20 protein-coding genes are annotated in these 22,808 nt (G+C 55.1%); 7 read left to right on the top strand and 13 right to left on the bottom strand.

Annotation, left to right across the window (positions count from 1 at the left end; translation table 11 throughout):
- Positions 1-213: 213 nt before the first annotated feature.
- The 4 genes from MIM_RS11695 to MIM_RS11680 all read left to right on the top strand — a co-directional run bounded on the left by MIM_RS11695 (position 214) and on the right by MIM_RS11680 (position 3,128).
- Positions 214-423 (top strand): cold-shock protein, encoded by a 210-nt coding sequence (locus MIM_RS11695; protein WP_014750808.1) that lies wholly within the window; start codon positions 214-216, stop codon positions 421-423.
- Positions 424-874: 451 nt separating this feature from the next.
- Positions 875-1,726, top strand: a complete 852-nt coding sequence (locus MIM_RS11690) for an energy transducer TonB (protein ID WP_144084639.1) — start codon at positions 875-877, stop codon at positions 1,724-1,726.
- Positions 1,727-1,741: 15 nt separating this feature from the next.
- Positions 1,742-2,533 (top strand): MotA/TolQ/ExbB proton channel family protein, encoded by a 792-nt coding sequence (locus MIM_RS11685; protein WP_025372939.1) that lies wholly within the window; start codon positions 1,742-1,744, stop codon positions 2,531-2,533.
- Between the two features lie 16 nt (positions 2,534-2,549).
- Positions 2,550-3,128 carry an ExbD/TolR family protein gene (locus tag MIM_RS11680; RefSeq protein WP_025372938.1) on the top strand — a complete coding sequence of 193 codons (579 nt, stop codon included), beginning with the start codon at positions 2,550-2,552 and terminating at the stop codon, positions 3,126-3,128.
- Positions 3,129-3,267: 139 nt separating this feature from the next.
- Here MIM_RS11680 and MIM_RS11675 read toward each other — a convergent pair whose 3' ends face one another.
- Positions 3,268-3,939, bottom strand: a complete 672-nt coding sequence (locus MIM_RS11675; protein ID WP_025372937.1) for an epoxyqueuosine reductase QueH — start codon at positions 3,937-3,939, stop codon at positions 3,268-3,270.
- 88 nt (positions 3,940-4,027) lie between these two features.
- Positions 4,028-6,835 (bottom strand): bifunctional [glutamate--ammonia ligase]-adenylyl-L-tyrosine phosphorylase/[glutamate--ammonia-ligase] adenylyltransferase, encoded by a 2,808-nt coding sequence (gene glnE / locus MIM_RS11670; protein WP_025372936.1) that lies wholly within the window; start codon positions 6,833-6,835, stop codon positions 4,028-4,030.
- Positions 6,836-6,942: 107 nt separating this feature from the next.
- Between glnE and MIM_RS11665 the strand changes: the two genes are divergently transcribed.
- The 3 genes from MIM_RS11665 (at position 6,943) to MIM_RS11655 (ending at position 13,828) form a co-directional block, all read left to right on the top strand.
- A complete protein-coding gene (locus MIM_RS11665; RefSeq protein WP_025372935.1) occupies positions 6,943-10,656 on the top strand; it encodes a YhdP family phospholipid transporter in 3,714 nt (1,237 codons plus the stop codon).
- A gap of 29 nt (positions 10,657-10,685) precedes the next feature.
- The gene (locus MIM_RS11660; protein WP_025372934.1) at positions 10,686-12,059 is read left to right on the top strand and encodes an L-serine ammonia-lyase; all 1,374 of its coding nucleotides are present in this window, start codon (positions 10,686-10,688) and stop codon (positions 12,057-12,059) included.
- Positions 12,060-12,139: 80 nt separating this feature from the next.
- The gene (locus MIM_RS11655) at positions 12,140-13,828 is read left to right on the top strand and encodes an ArnT family glycosyltransferase (protein WP_025372933.1); all 1,689 of its coding nucleotides are present in this window, start codon (positions 12,140-12,142) and stop codon (positions 13,826-13,828) included.
- A gap of 79 nt (positions 13,829-13,907) precedes the next feature.
- Here MIM_RS11655 and ureG read toward each other — a convergent pair whose 3' ends face one another.
- The 11 genes from ureG to urtC form a co-directional block, all read right to left on the bottom strand.
- Positions 13,908-14,537, bottom strand: coding sequence for an urease accessory protein UreG (ureG, locus tag MIM_RS11650; RefSeq protein ID WP_025372932.1), 630 nt, complete (start codon positions 14,535-14,537; stop codon positions 13,908-13,910).
- Between the two features lie 106 nt (positions 14,538-14,643).
- A complete protein-coding gene (locus MIM_RS11645; protein ID WP_025372931.1) occupies positions 14,644-15,333 on the bottom strand; it encodes an urease accessory protein UreF in 690 nt (229 codons plus the stop codon).
- 10 nt (positions 15,334-15,343) lie between these two features.
- Positions 15,344-16,129 carry an urease accessory protein UreE gene (ureE, locus tag MIM_RS11640; RefSeq protein ID WP_025372930.1) on the bottom strand — a complete coding sequence of 262 codons (786 nt, stop codon included), beginning with the start codon at positions 16,127-16,129 and terminating at the stop codon, positions 15,344-15,346.
- A gap of 32 nt (positions 16,130-16,161) precedes the next feature.
- Positions 16,162-17,877: an urease subunit alpha gene (ureC, locus tag MIM_RS11635; protein WP_025372929.1), complete on the bottom strand. Its 1,716-nt coding sequence runs from the start codon at positions 17,875-17,877 to the stop codon at positions 16,162-16,164.
- Positions 17,874-18,182 carry an urease subunit beta gene (locus tag MIM_RS11630; protein WP_025372928.1) on the bottom strand — a complete coding sequence of 103 codons (309 nt, stop codon included), beginning with the start codon at positions 18,180-18,182 and terminating at the stop codon, positions 17,874-17,876. The genes ureC and MIM_RS11630 overlap by 4 nt, the downstream gene beginning before the upstream one ends.
- Positions 18,183-18,197: 15 nt before the next feature.
- A complete protein-coding gene (locus MIM_RS11625; protein WP_025372927.1) occupies positions 18,198-18,815 on the bottom strand; it encodes a HupE/UreJ family protein in 618 nt (205 codons plus the stop codon).
- Between the two features lie 67 nt (positions 18,816-18,882).
- Entirely contained in the window at positions 18,883-19,185 is a 303-nt protein-coding gene (locus MIM_RS11620; RefSeq protein ID WP_025372926.1) for an urease subunit gamma, read from the bottom strand.
- Between the two features lie 48 nt (positions 19,186-19,233).
- Entirely contained in the window at positions 19,234-20,094 is an 861-nt protein-coding gene (locus MIM_RS11615) for an urease accessory protein UreD (RefSeq protein WP_052342309.1), read from the bottom strand.
- A gap of 8 nt (positions 20,095-20,102) precedes the next feature.
- Positions 20,103-20,798, bottom strand: a complete 696-nt coding sequence (gene urtE, locus MIM_RS11610; protein ID WP_025372924.1) for an urea ABC transporter ATP-binding subunit UrtE — start codon at positions 20,796-20,798, stop codon at positions 20,103-20,105.
- Positions 20,799-20,814: 16 nt separating this feature from the next.
- A complete protein-coding gene (gene urtD, locus MIM_RS11605) occupies positions 20,815-21,663 on the bottom strand; it encodes an urea ABC transporter ATP-binding protein UrtD (RefSeq protein ID WP_025372923.1) in 849 nt (282 codons plus the stop codon).
- The gene (gene urtC, locus MIM_RS11600) at positions 21,660-22,805 is read right to left on the bottom strand and encodes an urea ABC transporter permease subunit UrtC (RefSeq protein WP_025372922.1); all 1,146 of its coding nucleotides are present in this window, start codon (positions 22,803-22,805) and stop codon (positions 21,660-21,662) included. Before urtC ends, urtD begins: the two co-directional genes overlap by 4 nt.
- Positions 22,806-22,808: the final 3 nt, after the last annotated feature.

Below are 22,808 nucleotides of genomic sequence, written 5' to 3'. Positions count from 1 at the left end.
TGTATTGATGCTCGGGTACAAATATTCATTGACACGGATTCCTTTTACCGACATAGTGTCACACATAAGATATTCAAGTTAAAGGAAGTCTTGTTTCGGTTGAACGAAATAGGCTTCTGGTTACAGCGGTACTGTTTGCATGTGTCGTCTCCTTGAAGTCTTGTCCCAAGAGATAGGCTTTATCTCTGTTTTTATATATATCAGGAAATCGACATGTCGACAGAATCAGGAATTGTAAAGTGGTTTAACAACGAGAAAGGCTTTGGTTTCATCAAGCCCGCCTCTGGTGGTAAAGATCTGTTTGTGCACCACACAGACATCATCGGTACAGGCTACAAATCACTGCAGGAAAACCAGGAAGTAACATTCGTGGTTGCTGAAGGCCCTAAAGGTCCTCAGGCTAAAGAAGTTTCAGCCAAATAATTTATTTGCGCTGTAAAGAAAATACCGCCTACGGGCGGTATTTTTTCGTCTGTTGGAAACAGGCTTTCGATTAGGCTGTGGATGAATCACAACAAATTGCAGGTGTATTCATGCTCGTTTCAGTTATTTTTACATAAAGATACAAAAAAAATAATAAACATCAAGGCGGAGGGAGCAGGCGTATCAGCAAAAAAAATTATCGACTCTTTTGCAGACGCGAAAAGAGGGCGATTGCGCCAAACTGCAAATGCCTTGTGATGTATTGACCGTGAATCCATGCACAAATTTCAAAAAATGCATTGAAAATGAGAATAGTTATTATTACAATAATAGGCTGACCTGCAGATATTCATTAGCGTGATTCAATGTGCCTAATGTATTTGGGCTGGGTGCGGTTCCCGTTCCAGGCGCTATCTGCTGTAATTGCCTGCACAAGGCACGTATGTTGAGCATGTTTAACGGATCAAATTCTCCCGCGGCGGTTCCTCTGGGCTTTCGGCTCACCGGCCTGGCTGCAACGCTGGCATTAGTGTCAGGCGTTGGCTGGCTGAGTACACTGGATCTGACGCCCCCTATCGTCAAAGCGACGGATGCCCCGGTTATGGTAACGATTATCGACGAACCGGTACGTCCCCCTCCGAAAGGAGAGGAGCTGGCCCCCCCTCCGGAGCCTGAAGTACAACCGGAGCCGGAGCCAGAACCCCAGCCCGAGCCGGAACCACAACCTGAACCTGTACCGGAAGAGATTATTCCGCCTCCGGAACCAGTGCCGGATCCGGTATACGAGCTCAAACCGGAACCCAAACCGGTAGTTGAGCCTAAGCCCGAGCCGAAGCCTGAACCAAAACCCGAACCCAAGCCAAAACCAAAGCCTAAGCCCAAACCGAAACCTAAACCTGAGCCGAAGCCGAAGGTAAAGCCAGCGCCCAATCTGTCCGATATCAAGATTGATCGCAATATTTCGCTCAAGCCGGTAGGCGTCAGTAATGGTGCGAGCACCAAGCCGTCGGGCGGCCAGACCAATCTGGCGCCGAAGGTGGTGTCTTCGGTCAGTTATCTGGTCAAGCCTAAGCCAACCTATCCGCGCGCGGCAAAAATGCGCGGTGAAGCGGGTACGGTTATCGTCCGGGTGCATATCTCTACTGCGGGTACGGTTAAAAGCGTGAGCCTGCGTCAGGCGCTGCCCTATGATTCGCTGAATGAATCTGCGCTGAGTGCGGTACGACGCGCGCGTTTCAAACCCTATACAGAAAATGGTGTTCCCCGGGACTCCATTGCCGATATACCTATTGTTTTTCAATAAAGGAATTTATTCATCATGACTACCCCCTGGCTGTCATCCACATGGGTCGCCCTTGCTCAGGCGACAACGGACGCTGTGCCGCATAACCCTGGCATTATGGACTTTTTAATGCAGAGCGATATTGTCGGCAAAGCCCTGTTCGGCATTCTTGTTTTGATGGCGCTGGTTACCTGGTACCTGATCTTCGTCAAAGTATTATTGAATATCAGCGGTACACGCCGAGGAAATAAGTTTCTGCAGCGTTTCTGGAGCTCGCAGTCTTTGGAGCAGGTTGATCAGGAACTGCACAAATACGGTGCCCGTGATCCGTTCTCACGCCTTGCCGATCAGGCGCTGCACGCAAGGGATCATCACAGTCGTTATGGCGCCAGCAATCTGTCCGAAACGGGCAGTAATGCGGAATTTGTGGCACGCCGTATGAAAAAAGTGATTGATGAAGAAACCGCGCAGGCCGAAAATGGGTTGTCTGTGCTGGGTTCCATTGGTTCCACCGCACCGTTTGTCGGCCTGTTCGGTACCGTCTGGGGTGTTTATCACGCCCTGATCGGTATCGGGATGGCAGAAGCCGGCGTGACCATCAACAAAATTGCCGGGCCGGTAGGTGAGGCGCTGATCATGACCGGTCTTGGTCTGGCTGTCGCCATTCCGGCGGTGCTGGCCTATAACGCTTTTGTGCGCCGTAACCGCGTAGTGCTTGCCCGTCTGGACGCGTTTGCCCACGATCTGTATGCGTTTGTGACTACCGGCCAGCAATTTGAGAACCAGAATCCCAAAGTGCGCAGTTTGCGTGGCGGCGGTGGCCGTTAGTCACTAGGAGATAGTCATGGCTTTTGGAAGTTTTGACCAGAAAAACGGGACATCGCATGCGATGACCGAAATCAATATGGTGCCGCTGATCGACGTGATGCTGGTGCTGCTGGTGATCTTTATTATTACAGCCCCGCTGATGGCGCATTCGATCAAGATCGACCTGCCCCAGGTCAGCAGTAAGCCGGTAGAGCAGGAACCTGTTGTTATTGATCTGGCAATGGACAAATCAGGTACTATTTACTGGAATGATGAGCCGGTGGAACAGAGTGACCTGAGGGAAATGTTCGTTAACGAAGGCAAGCAGGACCCGCAGCCCGAGTTACGGATCCGTGCAGATGCCGATACGCGCTACGAAGAACTGGCACAGATATTGTCTATGGCAAAAGGCTCAGGTCTGAAAAAGCTGGGCTTTATTACCCAGCCGGGCAGCGAGAATGCGGCTGCTCCGGGCAATGCAGGTGCCCCGGGCAATGCAGGTGCCCCGGGCAATGCAGGTGCCCCGGGCAATGCGGGTGCGGCAGGTACACCGCCCGCAAATGCGCCAGCGGCCGCACCTGCTGCGTCAGGTGCAACACCAGCGCCGGCTCAGTAAAGGCGCTCGCGTCTATAGAAATGAGGGATGGGGTACCGTTAGCAGGTGCTTCCCGACTCAAAGAATGAACCCCGTACAATCAATGCACGGGGTTCATTTTTTAGCGCACTTTTGCGTGTGTTAGCGCTTCATGCGTGTGTTAAAGCGTTTCTTCCTGCCGACCGTAGAATTTTACGCCGATGGTGATGCGTTCACGCCCCTGTGAACGACGATGGCGGTTAGTGTCGCGCAGTGAATAAACACAACCGCAATACTCCTGCTGATAGAACTCCTCGCGCTTGCTGATTTCAATCATGCGTGCAGAACCGCCGCCTTTGCGCCAGTTGTAAGTCCAGTACACCAATTCGGGATAGCGTGCGGCCGCGCGTTCACCACAGCCGTTAATCTGCTTCATGTCCTTCCAGCGTGAAATGCCAAGCGAGCTGGTAATGGTATCGAAGCCATGTTCGTGCGCATAGAGTGCCGTACGTTCAAACCGCATATCAAAACAGGCGGTGCAGCGGATACCTCTTTCTGGTTCGTTTTCCATGCCCTTGACACGATCGAACCAGTTATCTACGTCGTAATCGGCATCAATAAATTCAATGCCGTGCTGCTGCGCAAAGCGAATATTCTCTTCCTTGCGAATTTCATATTCACGCACCGGATGAATGTTCGGATTATAAAAAAAGATGGAATAGTTGATGCCCGATGCCAGCATGGCTTCCATGACTTCGCCGGAACACGGGGCACAGCACGAATGCAGCAGCACTTTGCCGTGGCCCTCGGGCAGGTCAAGGATAGGGCGTTCAATATCGGTAACAGTAACCATGGCGATCAAAAATCATTCTTTGCTTAATTCATCATTTTAGGTTATTTCCCTGGAAAATTGACGGCTTTTTGAAAAATGCTCTTTATTTTCAAGCATTTTCTCCAAAAACCTCTTCCCAAAGCGTGCATACTGCGGCCCGTTCTTCGGTTAACAGTGAAGGGTCAATCCTGGCCTTCTCGTCACCCTTGAGCCTGACGGCGTGCTGCATGCGTCGCAGGATGCGATAGCTGTCTGCCGTTTTGCCGGCATGCTCAGCGTTCAGAATGCCCGCAGCACCGGCAATGTTAAGCAGGGCGATGTTGCCCAGGTTTTCCAGCAGTTGCTTGTGCTGATGCGCATGGGCAAGCACACAATACTGGGTAATGAATTCAATATCGACCATCCCTCCGTGGTCGTGTTTCACATCGAACAACTCGGTTTTATTCGGATGTCCGGCACGAATTCGGGCACGCATCTCGATCACTTCCTGTTTGAGTTTGTCCGGATCGCGTTGTTGTAAAAGGATGTCGCGGCGGATACGCTCAAATGTTTTCCCAATCTCGGGATCGCCGGCTGAAAAACGTGCCCGCGTGAGGGCCTGGTGCTCCCACACCCAGGCATGTTCCCGCTGATATTTTTCAAAGGTATCAACCGACACGGCCAGCAGGCCGGCGTCGCCGTCGGGGCGCAGGCGCAAATCAATTTCATAAAGCCTGCCCGATGAGGTCATGCTGGACAGCCAGGTACTTAGCCGGCGTCCAAGTTTGGCATAGACTTCGAGCGCATAGTCGCCGGGGTCGTCAAACAGCAGCACCAAGTCAAGGTCAGACGCGTAACCCAGTTCCTTGCCACCCAGCTTGCCGTAGGCGATCACGGCAAATTTCGGCATATGGTAAAGGGCATCGTCCGCCGGTATTTGCTTAGGCCGCACCAGTGGCCAGACGCGTTGCAGGCTTTCCTGTAGCAGCGCATCGGCCAGGCCGGAGAGCTGGTCAGCCAGTTTCTCTACCGTTAGCACACCTTCAAGATCCTGCGCCAGTAACTGGAAACTCACCTGCTTCTGCACATCACGCATGACATTCATTTGTTGCTCAACGTCGGGGGTACCGTCATGCAGTACGCAGGCGTCCAGTTCTTTGTTCAGCAGTTCAGCCGTCATTGCGATGTTGACCGGTTCCATCAGGCTGTTCCATTCGATCAGACTATCGAGCAGAATCGGATTGGCCGTCAGATAGCTTGCCGCCCAGGGGCTGGCCGCCATGATACGTGCCACCCGGGCCAACGTATCGGGAAATTCGGCAAGCAGGGCGATGTAAGCGCTGCGTTGTGCGATGGTTTCAATCAGGTCGAATAAGCGTGCGCAGGCGGTATTGGGCAATGGCGTGCGTGCTGCGGCCTGGATGACCGCCGGCAGCAGTTTTTCGAGACGGGCGCGACTGCTGTTGGATAAGCCGCGTATGCGGGAATTGTTGAGCAATGCCTCCAGCCGATGTTCAACATCATCCGGATCATGATCGGCAAATTGCTGTTTGATGATGTCTTCCAGATTTCTCTCGTCGCGGTGTTCCGTGTCGCAGGCTTGCGGTTGCTGGCCATTGCTCTGATCGTCATTCAGGCCGGCAATGCGGAAGGCATCGCGAAACGTATCCGCAACAAATTGCCGATGGGCGGTCAGCCTGGCGGTGAAATCGGCTGCGGTGAAACCCAGTACGGTGGCCAGTGCCGCCATGCGGTCCGGGTCGTTGGGCAACAGATGGGTTTGTTCGTCTTCCCGGTATTGCAGGAAATGTTCAACCCGTCGTAAAAATCGATAGGCCTCTTCAAGCCTGTTACCGGTTTCCGGCGAGATCAGCCCGGCATTCACTTCTGCGTGCAGTGCCTTGATCAGGCATTGTTCCTGAATGGTGGGCAGGCGGCCGCCCTTGATCAGTTGCGATAGCTGCACCACAAACTCAATTTCGCGAATCCCGCCTTCACCCAGCTTGATATTGTGAACCGTGTCCACGCCATTTTTGGCCAGGGCGCGTCGCTGCCAGTCCTGACGAATGCGTTCACGCAACTGGCGCAGCGAAGCCAGCGTATCGAAGTCGAAATATTTGCGGTAAATAAACGGTAGTCGCAGGCTTTCCAGTTGCTGTTCGTACGGCGCCGGTGCGCTGCCCTCCAGTGCCTGCACGTGAATAATGCGCGCTTTGAGCCAGGCGTAGCGCTCCCATTCGCGCCCCTGGGCAATCAGATAATTTTCCAGGGCATCCAGGCTCCAGGCCAGAGGACCGGCATCGCCATCCGGGCGCAGGCGCAGATCGGTACGAAATACCTGGCCGTCGGCATCCTGATCGGACAGGATCGGCATCATGCGCCGGGTAAGGCGACCATAGAATTCGTGGTGGCTCAGTGGTCGCCGGCCGGTGGTTTCGCCTTCTTCGGGGTACAGCATGATCAGATCTATGTCCGACGAAACATTCAGTTCGTAGCCACCCAGTTTACCCATACCCAGAATAATCATTTCCATGGGCTTGCCGGTGGCGGGGTCGATGGGCGTACCATGAACATCGACCATATCGTGCATCACACTGCGGTAGGCCTGGCCAACCGCGAAGTCGGCCAGAAAGGAGATAGCATGCGTTACCTCTTCGAGCGTTGCGTCGCCGCCCGTATCCCGTACCACCAGTGTGTCGAACAGGCGGCTGCGCAATTTACGCAGGATGACCCGGCATTGCGCGATGTCCCACACCTGCGTGGCGGGGGCACCTAGGCTGACCGCCAGCTCCTGCGACCATTGCATAATTCGTGCCGAGGTGACGGGTTCGGCCGCGTCTGCCAGGATTTGCTGCCGGATCTCGGGCCGGGCGTTCAGGCGGCGGCGCAGATAGCCGGACCAGGAAAAGGCGCTTTGCAGGGAATGGATACAATTCATGAGTTGCCAATGTGATGACGGGATGCTGCATATACGGGTTGCTGTATATAATAATACCCGAACCCGACCGACCCATGAACAGACTGCTGTCCAATGAGAATCACTGAGTGAATTTGCCGTACCGACTGCTGAAATACACCGGCACTATCCTGATCGCACTTATCGTCCTGGCCATAGCGGCAGCGCTGGCTGTCCGTTTTCTGCTTGCTCCCAATATTGACCATTTTCGTGAACAGGTTGAGCAACGCCTGAGTGCCGAGACTGGTCAGCATGTTTCGATCGAAAAGCTGGCAATTGACTGGACCGGCATTGTGCCGCGGCTACGGCTACGGGCCTTGCAGATTGCCGATCAAGCCGATACACCGATGTTAAGCATTGGTGAGGCGGTCGCCAGCCTGGACTGGGCGCGCGCGGCGCAACTGCAACTGGAGGTTTCGGCGGTAGAGATTCGGCAGATTCACCTGAATATGACGCGCGACAGGGAGAGTCGGATTTGGCTTCTTGGCAGGCGCCTGGATAGTGATAAGGTGCATTCCACGCCCGAGGCGGTGGATGCAGGCAACGTAACGCTGGCACCCGTGTCTGATTTGCTGCAGGCCTTGCCTGAAGTGACCGTCCTCAATGGCAGTTTTAGCTGGATTGATCAGACACGGCCACAGTCGGGTCCGTTTACGCTCTCCGATTTTACCCTGCAACTGACCAAAAATGGCGGCAAGCGCGTGCTTAGCGCCAGCGCTCGGCTGCCGGCGCAGGTCGGCCATTCGATTCAGCTATTAAGCAACCTGCAACAGGACAGCGGTACCGGCAAACCGGTGCCGGCCTGGTCAGGCAATATGCGTGTGTCAATACTCAATCTGGATGCGCTGGCGGCCGCACCATGGTTTGATATACCGCCAAAAGTGAAGTCGGGTGTTGTTTCGCATGTGGTGGTTGATCTGCAGGTTGCCGGCAATATGCCCAGGAATATGACGGTCGCCTACGGGCTGGAAAAACTTCGGATTGAAGATCACATTCGCAATCACGAGTTTGTTATCGCAGCAGACAGTCTGAACTCCCGGTTAAGCTCGTCTTTCAAAAGTGTAATCAATGAGTTCAATCGCTGGCGTCTGTCGCTGCACGAGCTAGGCGTGGGCGATGGCATCAGCTATCCGCCGGTGCAGTTCGAATCCACGGTTAAAGGCTTCTATTATAAGGATCCGGTGGTGTTCGAAAACCCGCTGTCGATAAACGAAGCAAGCGTTCGTGGCGATTTCAGTCGTAATACGGTACAGGAACCGCAAGTTAAGTTTACCAAGGCCACGGTTCACAACAGTGATTTGCAGATGGAAGCCAGCGGCACCTGGCGTTTCGATGCCAATAGCGACAACGGTATAGTGGATCTGAGCGGATCCCTGCTTGCGGTGTCACTGCCGCAGTTGCACAATTACCTGCCTAACGTGATGGACCCGGATGCGCGTGAATGGCTCAAGCATGCTTTCCAGAAGGGGGAGTTATCGGCCGCCGAGTTCAAACTCAAGGGTATAGTGGACGATTTTCCTTTCGGTGTGTCTGCGGATTCAGGGAGTTTTTTGCTGCGTGGTACTTACGCTAATCTGTTGCTTAATTACCATCAGAAAGATATCCGCGGTAAACGCTGGCCGGTTGTTAATTCCGATCGTGGTACCATCCATTTCCAGAATGACCAGATCATTATTGATTCGATGCAGGCTTTCTATGCCATGCCTGAAGGGCAGCGACTGGATCTGAACACGTTTCACGGTGTGGTATCCAGCCTGGAGAAAGGTACCACGGTAGATTTGCAGGCCAGGGCCAGCGGGCGTGCCGAGGATTTTCTGACCTTCACCAAAATCAGCCCGCTGGGCAATCTGATCAATAATGTACTGGATGAAGCGCAGGGCAGTGGGCAGTGGACCATACCCATAGAGCTGCATATTCCGGTGCTGGATGCGGACAATTCGACGATTTCCGGTTCGATTCATCTGGATGACGGCCGGTTCCGGCTCACACCCGATTTCCCGTGGGCCACGCAACTCAAAGGCGACATGGCTTTTACCGAAACGCAATTGCAGGCCAATAGCGTTAAGGGCACGATGCTGGGTGGGCCGGTTGTTCTTGATGGACCCATTGGCACAGTAGGTAAGCCGCTATCGATCAAGGGGACACTGACGGCTGCCGGTTTGCGCGAATTGATTTCAGTGCCCGGTATGCGGCGTATCGGCGGCAGCACCAGTTATGCCAGCCAGGTTCATTTTTCACCGGGCGGCAGGGTAAAGGTTGAATTCAAATCCGATCTGGCAGGTTTGACCACGCAATTTCCCGATGGGCTGTCCAAGCCCGCGGCGGCACGCTGGCCAACCACGATTGTCTGGCGTGCAGACGAGGGCGCCAGGGATAATGGCAAGCGGTATCTGGACATCCGCATGGACGGCAACCGGACGCAGGCGATTTTTGAACATGACGTTAACAGCCGCAAGGGGCCTTATTTCAGCCGCGGCACCATTGGTGTGAATCGGACGGTTGCACTGGGCCGTCCCGGGCTGACGGTGCTGGCACAGAATCCCGCGCTGGATGCACAGGCATGGGACGATATTGTTAGTGAGTTTTCCGATAGCGCCAAAGGGGAAAGCGAACGCCAGATCCTGCCGGATGTTTCACAAGTGGACATAGAAACCCCGTCTTTTCTGATTAAAAACCAAACGTTGACGAACGCAACACTGGCGGCCACCAAATCGGGCAATCAGTGGAACCTGCAACTGAAGTCTGATCAGGCACAGGGTAGCGGTACGTGGCTACCCGGTTCGCGGTCAAGCAACCCGGGCAATCTGACGGTTAAGCTGGACACGCTGAACATCATCGAACCGGCGCAGACGTCTGCCGATACCCGTACGTTATCGCAAAAGGAACGGGATACGGCAAAGGCGCGCAAGAGTGCGAAGCAGTCGTTACCGCGTCTGGATCTGGCGGTGAAGAATCTGACCGTGTATGGTAAGCAAATGGGACAGTTGATACTCAAAGGCTACCAGCAGCCCGCCTCGGACGACTGGAAGGTGGATTACTTCAGTCTGGTCAATGAGGGTGGGTCGCTGGCAGCGGAGGGGTCTGTCCATGAACAGGGTACGGCAAAGGATCTGCAACTGAAGGGAAAAATCGTTGTGTCGGATCTGGGCCGGTTTCTGGAAACCTATCAGTTGGGCGGCGTCATCAAAAATGGCAGTGGCCAGATGGACGCGGCCATTGACTGGAAAAATATTCAGAATCTGGATCTGGCCACGCTGAATGGGTCGCTTGACGGCAGCCTGCAGCAGGGTCGTCTGGAAAGTGTGCAATCGTCCGCGGTCAAGGCGCTGGAATTGTTATCTTTGCAATCGTTTCGACGGTTGCCGAAATTTGGCTCGACATTGGGCAACTCGGTACAGTCGGGACTGACATTTGACACGATCCGCAGCCGCATGCGCATGGATGCCGGTCGCCTGTTTGTAGAGGATTTTCGCCTGAACGGGCCGTCATCGGCCATTGTGGCCTCGGGAATGACAGACCTGAAATCCGAAAGCCTGGATTTTCAGGCGGTGGTGGTGCCTAAGCTGGATGTGAGCGGCGCTTCGGTACTGGCAGGAACCATCGTGAATCCGGCAGTTGGCGTGGGTGCTTTCCTCACGCAATGGCTATTGCAGGCACCACTGCAGCGTGCACTCACGGTAAACTATCATGTCACCGGAAGCTGGGGCAAGCCATTGCTGAACGACGTGGCGCTGCCCAGCGAGGAAGAATTGAAAAGTCGTGAATCCGAAAGAAAGGTGGATGAGTTGTATCGGACCCATTAATTGGTTCACCAATATTGTTGAGGTAAAAAATGGCCTTGAGTGTATTTGATATTTTCAAGGTGGGTATCGGGCCTTCCAGTTCCCATACCGTCGGCCCCATGATTGCCGCATTGCGTTTTGTGAACCGTCTGGACGAAGGCGGGCTGCTGGAAAAGGCGCGGCGGCTTCATATTGAGATGTTCGGGTCTTTGGGCGCGACCGGCAAGGGGCATAAAAGTGATATGGCCGTGGTCATCGGGCTACATGGTTACCAGCCCGAGCCCCTGGACCCGGACATTGTGCCGGGCCTGATCGGGCAGGTGCGCGCCAGCGGCACGGTCGGGCTGCTTCGTCGCCACGATATTGCCTTTGATGTAAGCACCGATATCAAGTTCAATCGGCGCGAAACATTGCCCCAGCATTCGAACGGGATGCGTTTCAAGGCTTTTGATGCCACCGGCCAATTGCTCCTGAAGAAAGAATACTATTCCATTGGCGGCGGCTTCGTGATGAATTGCGATCGGGTTCGGGTGAATCTGACGCCGGACATCGCGATTCCCTATCCCTTCAACTGCGGCCAGCAATTGCTCGATTTATGTCAGAGACATCAGTTAACCATTGCTCAGTTGATGATGGAGAACGAAAAGCATTATCGGCCAGAGGCAGAAGTTCGGCAGAAGATCCTGGATTTGTGGTCAGTGATGCAGGCCTGTGTCACGCGGGGCTGTTCGGCCACCGGCAATCTGCCGGGGTTTCTCAATGTACGGCGGCGCGCCAGACAGTTGCACGAACAGTTATGCAGCCGGCCTTATGAAGCGCTGAAAGACCCGCTGGCCATGCTCGACTGGGTGAGTTTATATGCCCTGGCCGTGAATGAAGAGAATGCAGCCAGCGGCAAGGTGGTAACGGCGCCAACCAATGGAGCAGCAGGGGTGATACCCGCTGTTCTGCATTATTACGTGAATTTCGTGCCTGGCGCCAATGAGCAGGGGGTGATCGATTTTCTGCTCACCGCAGCCGCCATTGGTATTCTTTATAAGGAAAATGCCTCCATTTCCGGGGCCGAGGTTGGTTGCCAGGGGGAGGTGGGCGTTGCGTGTTCCATGGCCGCAGGCGCATTGGCTGCGGTATTGGGCGGCACTGTGCCGCAGGCCGAAAATGCCGCTGAAATTGGTATGGAGCATAATCTGGGCATGACGTGCGATCCGGTGGGTGGCATGGTGCAGATTCCCTGCATCGAGCGCAATGCGATGGGAGCAGTGAAAGCCATCAATGCCGCCCGCATGGCATTGCGGGGTGACGGGACGCATTATGTGTCGCTGGATAAAGTCATCCGGACCATGATGCAGACCGGGGCGGATATGCAGTCGAAATACAAGGAAACATCGCGAGGCGGGCTGGCAGTCAATATTATTGAATGTTGAAAAAACGCGTGCCGTTATTTGATGAATATTTGATATCTCCATCGGTAACATGGTGACAATTCATCTTTACGTTCGCATTCATGTTTTCTACTACAGCTGCCACACCTGATCCCTTGTCTCGTATTGGGGCACCAGACTGGCTATCGCGTCTGGCGCTCAGCCCTTTCGTTCTTCCGTTGCTGCTGCTGAGCACGACGGCCTGGTTCGTGCTGGGGAACTGGTTTTGGCCGCTGCTTAACCCCGACGAAGGACGTTATGTTGGCGTTGCGCTGGAAATGCTGCATGCCCACGAGTGGGGAACGCCGCTGCTTAACGGCATGCCTTATTTTCACAAGCCGCCCCTGTTCTACTGGCTGACCGCCGCGAGCATGGCGGTCTTTGGTGAAAACGAATTTGCGGTCAGGCTGGCACCCGCCCTGGCGGGGCTGTTGATGGTTGGCGGTCTTTTTGTTTTTGTGCGGCGGTTTGTGCTGCCATCGCGTGCGCTGGTGGCAGCCGTTATTTTAGCTGCGACACCGCTGATGTTCGGTGCAGCCCATTATGCCAATCTGGATTTACTGGTGGCGGCCATGATTACCAGCACGATTCTGTGTGGTGCCACCGCTGTCCTGCTGCTGCAGCAAGGCGAATCACCTACCAAATGGGTACTGGCGATGTATCTGTTCGCCGGTTTGGGTTTTCTGGCCAAGGGGCTGATCGGATTTGTTCTGCCAGGTGGCGTATTGCTGATCTGGCTTCTTGCAGAGCGCAGATTTTCGGCGATTCCTGTGCTATTGCGCCTTTCGGGCATCCTGCTGTTTCTGCTGGTGGTGTTGCCATGGCTGTTCTTGATGCAAAGCCGGTATCCGGGGTTCCTCCATTATTATCTGGTCTATCAGCAGTTTGAACGTTTTTCCCAAGGCGGCTTCAACAATGTCATGCCCGTCTGGTTTTATGTGGCAGTACTGCTGGCGAGCATGCTTCCCTGGTATCGGTCAGGGCTGTCTGCCATCTTTACACGCCATTACTGGAGGCCGGAGCGTGACGCCGGCGTTCGCCGCCTGATGTGGGTATGGCTCCTGCTGATTCTGGCTTTTTTTTCTATTCCGCAATCCAAGCTGGTCGGATATATACTGCCTGTGCTACCGCCTCTGGCTTTCCTTTTTGCCGAATTTTATCGCGGCATCTTTACGGGCGATAGAACTACCGCAGCAGCGCAAAATACCAATCTGGCCGAGCCTGATGTGGCGGGCAGGGCGCAACAGCGTTATTTTCTGGGGCGAGTGTTGGCGTGTGTTGCCCTGGGCATTGCGGGACTGGTCTATTTGTCTGTGGCGCATCTTCCCGGCAGCAGTCGCCTCGTAACGGCCATGGACCGCGCGCCGCAAACGATGGTGGGTGCGCACGATCGCTATTACAGTCTTGATAATTACCCATTCGATTTTCGATTTTATACAGGTCACAATCCTGATTTGTACGTGGTCAGCGACTGGAATGATCCTGCACTGTCTACCAAGGACAACTGGCAGAAAGAACTCTGGGATGCCAACAATTTTGGCGCGCCCGGTAGCGCCAGCCACCTGCTGTTGCCCGCTGATTTCTTACGTTCCGTATGTGTGCCTGTAGATTATCGGCGCTGGCTGCTGGCTGATGCCAAACAGATGGATAATTATCCCGAACTGAAAAAACTGACCCCTTATTTCGAGGAGGACAGGCGGCGCGTGTATCTGGTGCCTGCCGGACAGGTCTTGCCTTTTTGCGCATCACGCCCGGTTCCGTCTGCGCAATAGACAGCCGTTGCTGCACAGGAAAATGGCCGGCATGCAGGCAGCACGCCGGCTATGTCGCCAGGTTTTTGCCGGCAGACATTCAGACCAGCATGCCGGCTTTTTCAATAAATTGAATGATGGCATCGATTCCATCGCCGGTTTTCATATTGCACATCACAAATGGCCGATTCTGGCGCATGCGTTCGGTGTCCTGACGCATGATGTCAAGCGAGGCACCCACATACGGCGCCAGGTCGGTTTTGTTGATAATCAGCAGATCAGATTTGGTGATGCCGGGGCCGCCCTTGCGGGGGATTTTTTCTCCGCCCGCAACATCAATCACATAAATCGTTAAATCCGAGAGTTCCGGGCTGAAGGTGGCTGCCAGATTGTCTCCACCGGATTCGATAAACACGATGTCGGCCTGCGGAAAACGCTGCAGCATCTGATCAATCGCACGCAGATTAATAGAGGCATCTTCACGGATCGCTGTATGCGGACAGCCGCCGGTTTCGACACCCATAATGCGTTCCGGGGGCAGGGCACCCGATACGGTCAGCAGGCGTTGATCTTCCTTGGTATAGATGTCGTTGGTAATCGCGACAAGATCATAACTTGCGCCCATCTTCTTGCACAACACTTCGAGCAGCGTGGTTTTGCCCGACCCCACGGGTCCACCGATGCCAACGCGCAGTGCCGGCAGTGTTTTGGTTCTGTTGGGAGTGTTCATCGGGTATATCCTTTTATCCTGATCCAGGATTGATTGTTTGAAGGGTTGGCTGTCATGTAACCATGGTTTTTGACCGTCGACAAAGAACAGACATCGCGCGGGCGTCTCATGATCGGAACAGCCTGGAGAACTGGCTTTCGTGGCGAGCTGCCACCACGGCATACTGTGGGGCAAGGGTACGGATGGCGGGTGGCGTTTGGCTCGCCATGTTTTGGGCGGCGCGTACCGCGAGATCCAGTTGAGGAATCAGCGCCGAGAGCAGGCGTTGTCCTGCCGTCTGGCCCAGTGGAATGGTTCTGATTGCTGCCATCACCTGATTTTCCACCCAGGCAAATAACAGAGCAGTGACGCCGGCTTCTTCAGGCAGCTTCAGGGCGGCGACGGCACAGGCGTGGACAGTCGGAAAGCAGGGGGCGTCCAGTTTCGTGAGCAGGGTATATTCGTTTCCGGAGGCCCATTGCAGGGCACCGATTAGGTTGATCAGCGAAATACCCATCTGAGTGGTTTCGGCGCGGGCTTCGGCCGTTTCGCGACTGGCGTAATACCACTGGTTCCACTGGCGGATGACATTGAAATCCTGCAGGCGCCACGCACGGGACAGCACTATCCAGATAACAGCGTCGCAGCCAGTCATCACCGTGTGCAGCGTCTCTTCGATCCACTGACCGGCATCAGCCTCATTTTTTACGATGCCCAGCTCGACGGCGGACTCCAGCCCCTGAGAATAGCTGAAGCCACCGACAGGCAGAGCAGGGGAAGACAGACGCATCAATTGTGCGTATTGGGCAGGTGTCATGATGGATGGGTTATCGGCCCGGATGTGCAGGCGTCGGGTTCAGGGACGGATGCAATGCGCTGCCTTCTTCACAGTTGTGATCGTTGTGTTGCGATTTCTGCGTACTGTCGATGTGACCGTGAACATGTTTGTGATGGCCTTGTTTCGAGTGAGGCGAGTGCGTATGGTCTGGCCGGTCACCGGTTGCAAGCTGATGAGCATGGCCATGAGCATCAGGATGATCATGGGGATGATCATGAGGGTTATGATGACGATGATCATGGTCACTCGCAGCGTCGAGATCATGAGCATGATATGCGGCCTGTGCCAGTGAATAGTCCTCTTCAAACGTTTCATCATGGCCGTGTTTATGGCCACCGCCATACGCGCCGGTTTCCGGATTGAAAGGCTGTTCAACTATGGATGTGTGAACACCCAGGCGATCGAGCATTTGCGCCAGAACCGGATCGTATGCCAATTGCAGATAGTCTGCGCCAACTTCAAGCATGACATGGCGATTGCCCAGATGATAGGCGGCGCGTGCCAGATCTATTGGAGTATCGGCCTGTACCCGCAGTAGTTGCTCCGGTTGAGCCTGCACCGCAATAATGCCGCCATCGTCAGCAACGAGCGCGTCACCCGGTTGCAGGACTTCACCTCGGGTGATGATCAGGCGGATTGGCTCGCCATTTTCCAGTGTCACTAGCTGGCGACTGCGGCGTCGCTGTTCAAATGTCATGTGCGCTACGGGTGCACGGGCGAGCAGCGTGCCCGAAAGGCCGCTGTGGCGCAGGATTTTCTGTACAGTACGCGTCATCTCAAAGAGGCTCCAGGATCATGAGTGAAATATCAGAATAGAAAGTAGCGCTGCGACATGGGCAAGGTTTTTGCCGGTTCGCAACGCAGGAGCTGGCCATCGGCAAACACCTGATAGGTTTGCGGATCAACCCGGATATCGGGTAGCCAGTCATTGCGCACCATATCGCGCTTGCCAATATTGCGGCAGCCGCTGACGGCACAGAGCGTTTTTTGCAGGCCCAGGGCATGCACGGCCGGGTTGTCCAGCCCGGCCTGGGACACAAAGGCCAGCGATGTATTCAGCGCGCGTCCGAAGGAGCCGAACATTTTCCGATAGTGCACCGGTTGTGGCGTAGGGATGGACGCATTCGGATCGCCCATGACGGCGTGAGCAATCATGCCGCCTTTCACAATCAGGCTGGGCTTGACGCCAAAGAATGCGGGTCGCCACAAAACAAGATCGGCCAGTTTGCCGCTTTGTAGGGAGCCGACCTTATGGGCGATGCCATGTGCAATCGCCGGATTGATGGTGTATTTGGCGATGAAGCGTTTGACGCGGTTATTGTCGGAACGGCTGGAGTCTTGCTCCAGGCTGCCGCGCTGTTGCTTCATTTTGTCGGCGGTCTGCCAGGTACGCAGAATCACTTCGCCCACCCGTCCCATGGCCTGTGAGTCGGAACTCATGATCGAAAAGGCGCCAAGGTCGTGCAGAATGTCTTCTGCCGCGATGGTTTCCCGACGAATGCGGCTTTCGGCAAAGGCCAGATCTTCGGCGATGGATGCATCCAGATGATGGCAAACCATCAGCATGTCCAGATGCTCGTCAATCGTATTATGGGTGAACGGCATGGTGGGGTTGGTAGAGGCGGGCAGCACATTGGGTATGCCAGCGGCGCGAATAATATCGGGCGCATGACCGCCGCCCGCGCCTTCGGTATGGAAGGTATGGATGGTGCGTCCCTTGAAGGCAGCCAGAGTTGCTTCGACAAACCCCGATTCGTTCAGGGTATCGCTGTGAATGGCTACTTGCGTATCGGTTTGGTCGGCCACACTCAGACACGTATCAATGGCTTGTGGGGTGGTGCCCCAGTCTTCATGCAGTTTCAGGCCAAGCGCACCGGCCTGTATCTGTTCCAGTAGCGGTTCTGCAGCGCTGGCATTGCCTTTGCCAAGCAGCCCGATATTCATCGCAAAGGCATCGGTGGCGCCAAGCATGGCATGGATATGCCACGGTCCCGGGGTGCAGGTGGTCGCGAACGTGCCGGTAGCGGGGCCGGTGCCGCCGCCAATCATGGTTGTGATACCCGACGAGATTGCCTCTTCGATCTGTTGCGGGCAGATAAAGTGAATGTGGGTATCGATGCCGCCAGCGGTAACGATAAAGCCTTCGGCAGCAATAATTTCGGTACCGGGGCCGATAACGATGGTAACGCCGGGCTGGATGTCAGGGTTGCCGGCTTTGCCGATACCCGTGATATGGCCGTTTTTGATGCCGATATCCGCTTTGACAATACCGGTGACAGCATCAATGATCAGTGCGTTGGTGATGACGGTATCGGCGCAGTCTGCCGTACAGCGCTGGCTTTGTCCCATGCCGTCGCGAATGACTTTACCACCACCAAATTTGACTTCTTCACCGAAGATGGTGAAGTCCTGTTCCACTTCCACAATCAGCCCTGTATCTGCAAGCCGGACGCGATCGGCCACGTCGTTGGCAACCGTAGGACCAAAAATTTCGGCATAGGCCTGTCTTGATATGCTTGTCATTCCAGCGCTCCCATGACGCTACCCGTAAAGCCGAAGACGCGCCGGTCACCCGCCAGGGCAACCAGTTGCACGGTACGGACCTGACCCGGCTCGAAGCGCACGGCAGTTCCGGCAACAATATTTAAGCGATACCCCCGGGCCCGCTGGCGGTCAAACAGCAGCGCCGCATTGGTTTCGGCAAAATGGTAATGTGATCCAACCTGAACCGGGCGATCGCCGGTGTTGGTTACTTCCAGAACAAGGGTGGCGCGTCCCGTGTTGATTTCTATGTCGCCATCAGCGGCGATAATTTCACCAGGAATCATGATGTATCTCCACGCTTAGTGACCGGCCAGCATCAATATCGCTCCGTATGAAGCAATACCCGCACCGGCCAGCCTGGCCGGCCAGGCATGACGCTGAGTCAGTATCGCGCCGGCAACCATACCGATGCAGTGAATCAGCAGGGTGGACACCATAAAGCCCAGAACAAACAGAAAGGCCGCTCCGCCCTCGGGCAGTTCCATTCCATGTGCGGCACCGTGAAAGAAAGCAAAGACTGCGACCAGTGCGGCACCCAGGGGAAGCGGCAGTTTGGCCATGCCGGCGAGCATCAGGCCCAGCACCAGTAGCGAAGCCATAATCAGCGGTTCAACCAGCGGAATGGATAGGCCCGCCATGCCCAGCAGTGCACCGAGCAGAAGGATGGTTGAAAACGCCAGAGGGAGGGCAGTGGCGCGCTTGATAGACGGGTACACCAGGGCACTCCAGACGCCCACGGCGAGCATGGCCAGCAGATGATCGGGACCGGTGAGCGGATGCAGCAGCCCGTCTGCCAGCATGGACAGAGTATCGGTGTGTTCAGGATGGCCTGGATGAGCCAGCACCGGCTGCGCCAGACTCAGCAACGCAAGCGCTGCCCACTTTTTGTGCTGAGGGAGGGTAGGGAGATGAAACATGGCGTTTTCCTTCGTATCAAAAATCAGGTTCAGGGGCAGGCTCGTGACAGAGTGCTGCGGTTCGTATTCAGACAATGGGATGATGGACAGTGACCAGTTTGGTGCCGTCCTCGAAAGTGGCTTCAATCTGGATGTCCGGAATCATTTCCGGCACACCTTCCATCACTTCGTCGCGTGTCAGCACTTGCGTGCCTTCATACATAAGTTGTGCAACGGTCTTACCGTCGCGGGCGCCTTCCAGCAGTGTGGCGCTGATGAGGGCGACCGATTCGGGGTAATTGAGTTTGAGGCCCCGGCTGCGACGGCGCTCTGCCAGCAGCGCTGCGGTAAAGACCAGCAGCTTGTCTTTTTCTCTTGGGGTCAGATCCATGTTGTTCTCCGCAATTGCATTGTGAAATAGTCGTGTCGGCTGATCCGGTCAGGTGGACCAGAGCCTTAGAGGGCGTGCAGCAACGCCCAGATGCAGGGGGCGCAACTGCTGCCAGCACGCAATCATTAAATGTCTGACTGCTTCAGCATGCGTACCCAGCAGGCGCACCACAATCAGGCTGGTGCTTGCGTCGAGTGACATCTGGCTGGCGCCCGCGCGCAGGCTGTCGGTCCACGGCAGACTGCCGGTGAGTCGCTCCATGTGATCGGTACCAATAGCGGGACCCACGCTCCAGACAGTGGCCATGATCGGAAAACCGGCAAGACCGGGGCCTCGATGCCGAATGGGATGCTGTGCGTCAACCTGGCCCGCTTCTGTCCAGACCAGTTTGCCATCGTAGTGCAGGCTGGAGTGAATGCTTATTCTGCCCGCCAGCCAGTGTCCCTGCGCCGCGACGCTGCCCAGCTGGTAGCTGTCCCAGCCGATAGCCTGCGCCCCGGCGGAGAGGTGGATATGGGTGTCGTTGCTGGCCTGAGCCTGTTCAAAGATCAGATTTTCCAGTGGCAGCCAATCCAGTCTGGCCGTCGCTTCCACGCTTAGTGTTACCGTCTGGTTTGCCGGTTTGCCGTTGGCTTTGTACCAGCGCGTCGCGCCGGGCGTTGTGAGTACCGCATGGGCCGCTTCATGGACGGTGACGGCAATGTTCAGCTCGTCGCCACCGGCAATACCTGATGGCGGATGCAATAGCGTCGCATGGCACACTGCCGGCCCTTCCGGGTACAGCGGTTTCTGCACCAGCAATGGGCCGCTGTGAATATTGCGGGTCAGGGCACTGCGCCCGGTGGACTGGCGCGAAAATGCCAGCGCCAGATCTGCCGTCCACTGTTCCGTTTCCATAACAACTGACATAACGCAGGCTACACGCTGATGTGGCGTTCGATGCCATCAGCATCGATATTGGCGCCTTTGCCGCTGGCAATAATGACGCCTCGGTTCATGACCAGGTAGTCGTCGGCGATGCTTTTGACGAAATCAAGATATTGTTCAACCAGCAGCACAGTGATGCCATGATCGGTCACCAGCGATTTGAGGGTGCGTCCGATATGCTGGATGATATTGGGCTGGATCCCTTCAGTGGGTTCATCCAGAATCAGCAACTTTGGCTGCCCCATGAGTGCGCGGCCAATGGCCAGCTGTTGTTGCTGCCCACCCGAAAGATCGCCGCCGTTACGGTGTTCCATTTCCTTAAGCACAGGGAAAAGTTGATAGATATATGCCGGAATGCCTTTGGGCTGTTTGAGTGTAGCGGCGCCGACCAGCAGGTTTTCTTTAACACTTAGGCGTGGAAAAATCTCACGACCCTGGGGCACATAGCCGATGCCTTGTGCAATCCGGCTGGCTGTTCCCATTTGACTGATATCCTTGCCGGCATAGCGAATCTGTCCGTCACGAATAGGTACAACGCCAAGCAGACTACGCAACAAAGTGGTTTTGCCGGCGCCGTTGCGACCGAGCAGGGCGGTCAGGGCATTGGCCTTTATTTCAAATGAAATATCACGGAGAATATGGCTGCCGCCATAGTATTGATTGACGTTTTGTACGCTGAGCTGCATGATGCGTGTTCCTTGATTAGCGGCCGAGATAGGATTCAATAACTTGCGGATCCTGCTGTACCTGCTGCATGGTGCCCTGAGCCAGTACGGTGCCGGCAGCCAGGACGGTCACAGTACCCTGATCGCCAGCCAGGCTTGAAACAAAGCCCATATCATGTTCCACCACGACAATGGAGCAGGTGCCGCGAATGCCCTGCAGGATTTCCGCAAGCTCAGCAGTTTCCCGATCTGTCATACCGGCTACCGGTTCATCCAGCAACAGTAATGCCGGTTTTTGCATCAGCAGCATGCCAATCTCCAGGCGCTGTTTCTGGCCGTGTGATAGCTCGCCCGCAGCACGATAGGCAACACTTTCCAGCTTCATCGTGCTTAGCGTATTTTCAATACGCTCACGTACATCTGCAGTGATGCGTGCATTTAATGCCGCGTGCCAGCGCCGGTCACCGGCATCGGCCAGATACAGGTTTTCCCATACGGGCTGGCTCTCGAACACCGACGGCTTCTGGAATTTTCTGCCTATGCCCAATTGTGCAATCTGCGGTTCCTGCATGGTCAGCAAATTCAGCGTCTGGCCCAAATAGACTTCACCTTCTATCGTGGCGTTACGATGACCGGTCTTGCCGGTAATGACATCCATCAAGGTGGTTTTCCCGGCGCCATTGGGGCCGATAATGCAACGCAATTCACCTTCCCTGATGTACAGGGACAAGTCATTGATGGCGCGAAAAGCATCAAATCTCACTGTCAGGTTTTCGACATAGAGCACAACGCCGTGAGTGGTATCGATTTTTCCGGGCTCGGCAAAATGTGCCAGATGGGTGATTGGACCGCCCGCGCCGGCGGTATCAGCATGAATATCAGTCATATGGCATCCGAGGCAGTCGCAGGGGTCGACTCTGCTTTTGGCGACCGTGGGCGGCGTGCAAACAGGCCGATCAGTCCTTTGGGCATAAACAGGGTTACCACAACAAACAGCCCACCCAGAATGTATAGCCAGTATTCCGGCAGGAAGGCGGTAAAAAACGTTTTTGCGCCATTGACCGTGAATACGCCCAGGATGCTGCCGACCAGTGACCCGCGACCGCCGACGGCTACCCAGATCACCATTTCAATTGAATTGACTGGCGACATTTCACCCGGATTGATAATACCCACCAGCGGCGCATATAAGGCGCCTGCAATCCCGCATAGGGCGGCCGATAGTGTCCAGATCGCCAGTTTGTATTGCAAGGGATTGAATCCGATGAACATGACGCGGCTTTCACTATCGCGGATCGCTGTGATCACTTTACCGAAGCGGGATTTCATGATCCATTGGACCAGCACAAATACCAGGATGAGCATGACAAAACTGATGAGAAAAAGCACGGTACGTGTGTCTGTGGAGGTGATGGAATAGCCGGCAATAGACTTGAAATCGGTAAAGCCGTTGTTGCCACCGAATCCGGTTTCGTTGCGAAAGAACAGGAGCATGGCTGCGTAGGTTACCGCCTGCGTCATGATGGACAGATACACGCCCTTGATGCGAGACCGGAAGGCGAAATAACCAAAGATGAAGGCCACAATGCCGGGCACCAGCGCCGCCAGCGCAATGACCCAGAACAGATTCTGGGTACCAGTCCAGTACCAGGGCAGTTCGGTCCAGTTAAGCAGAAAGGTAAAGGCGGGCATCCCTGCTGTTTCCTGGCCGGGTACGGGCGCCTGCACCAGATACATGCCCATGGCGTAGCCTCCCAGCGCAAAATACAGGCCATGCCCCAGACTGAGGATACCGCAGTAACCCCAAACGAGATTCAGGGACATCGCTACGATGGCATAGCAAAGCATCTTGCCAACCAGTGTGAGGGTATAGTCGCTGATATGCAGGGCACTGTCGGGGGCAGCCCATTGGGTGCCTAGCAGAGTGAACAGGAATACACCGATCACGACTGCGCATAATGTCAGCCAGCCGACGCGCGAAAATAGCGGCGCCCGTTCAGGAATCGTTAATTGGAATGATTGTGTCATGAT

The sequence above is a fragment of the Advenella mimigardefordensis DPN7 genome (assembly GCF_000521505.1).
Classification (GTDB): Bacteria; Pseudomonadota; Gammaproteobacteria; order Burkholderiales; family Burkholderiaceae_B; genus Advenella; species Advenella mimigardefordensis.
Note: the sequence above shows the minus strand (reverse complement) of the source record. Positions and strands in the feature narration are given on the sequence as shown.

Excerpts from the sequence above, each read along its gene's own strand:
- MIM_RS11695 (WP_014750808.1), top strand. The coding sequence starts at position 214 with ATGTCGACAGAATCAGGAATTGTAAAGTGGTTTAACAACGAGAAAGGC.
- MIM_RS11690 (WP_144084639.1), top strand. The coding sequence starts at position 875 with ATGTTTAACGGATCAAATTCTCCCGCGGCGGTTCCTCTGGGCTTTCGG.
- MIM_RS11685 (WP_025372939.1), top strand. The coding sequence starts at position 1,742 with ATGACTACCCCCTGGCTGTCATCCACATGGGTCGCCCTTGCTCAGGCG.
- MIM_RS11680 (WP_025372938.1), top strand. The coding sequence starts at position 2,550 with ATGGCTTTTGGAAGTTTTGACCAGAAAAACGGGACATCGCATGCGATG.
- MIM_RS11675 (WP_025372937.1), bottom strand. The coding sequence starts at position 3,939 with ATGGTTACTGTTACCGATATTGAACGCCCTATCCTTGACCTGCCCGAG.
- glnE (WP_025372936.1), bottom strand. The coding sequence starts at position 6,835 with ATGAATTGTATCCATTCCCTGCAAAGCGCCTTTTCCTGGTCCGGCTAT.
- MIM_RS11660 (WP_025372934.1), top strand. The coding sequence starts at position 10,686 with ATGGCCTTGAGTGTATTTGATATTTTCAAGGTGGGTATCGGGCCTTCC.
- MIM_RS11655 (WP_025372933.1), top strand. The coding sequence starts at position 12,140 with ATGTTTTCTACTACAGCTGCCACACCTGATCCCTTGTCTCGTATTGGG.
- ureG (WP_025372932.1), bottom strand. The coding sequence starts at position 14,537 with ATGAACACTCCCAACAGAACCAAAACACTGCCGGCACTGCGCGTTGGC.
- MIM_RS11645 (WP_025372931.1), bottom strand. The coding sequence starts at position 15,333 with ATGACACCTGCCCAATACGCACAATTGATGCGTCTGTCTTCCCCTGCT.
- ureE (WP_025372930.1), bottom strand. The coding sequence starts at position 16,129 with ATGACGCGTACTGTACAGAAAATCCTGCGCCACAGCGGCCTTTCGGGC.
- ureC (WP_025372929.1), bottom strand. The coding sequence starts at position 17,877 with ATGACAAGCATATCAAGACAGGCCTATGCCGAAATTTTTGGTCCTACG.
- MIM_RS11630 (WP_025372928.1), bottom strand. The coding sequence starts at position 18,182 with ATGATTCCTGGTGAAATTATCGCCGCTGATGGCGACATAGAAATCAAC.
- MIM_RS11625 (WP_025372927.1), bottom strand. The coding sequence starts at position 18,815 with ATGTTTCATCTCCCTACCCTCCCTCAGCACAAAAAGTGGGCAGCGCTT.
- MIM_RS11620 (WP_025372926.1), bottom strand. The coding sequence starts at position 19,185 with ATGGATCTGACCCCAAGAGAAAAAGACAAGCTGCTGGTCTTTACCGCA.
- MIM_RS11615 (WP_052342309.1), bottom strand. The coding sequence starts at position 20,094 with ATGTCAGTTGTTATGGAAACGGAACAGTGGACGGCAGATCTGGCGCTG.
- urtE (WP_025372924.1), bottom strand. The coding sequence starts at position 20,798 with ATGCAGCTCAGCGTACAAAACGTCAATCAATACTATGGCGGCAGCCAT.
- urtD (WP_025372923.1), bottom strand. The coding sequence starts at position 21,663 with ATGACTGATATTCATGCTGATACCGCCGGCGCGGGCGGTCCAATCACC.
- urtC (WP_025372922.1), bottom strand. The coding sequence starts at position 22,805 with ATGACACAATCATTCCAATTAACGATTCCTGAACGGGCGCCGCTATTT.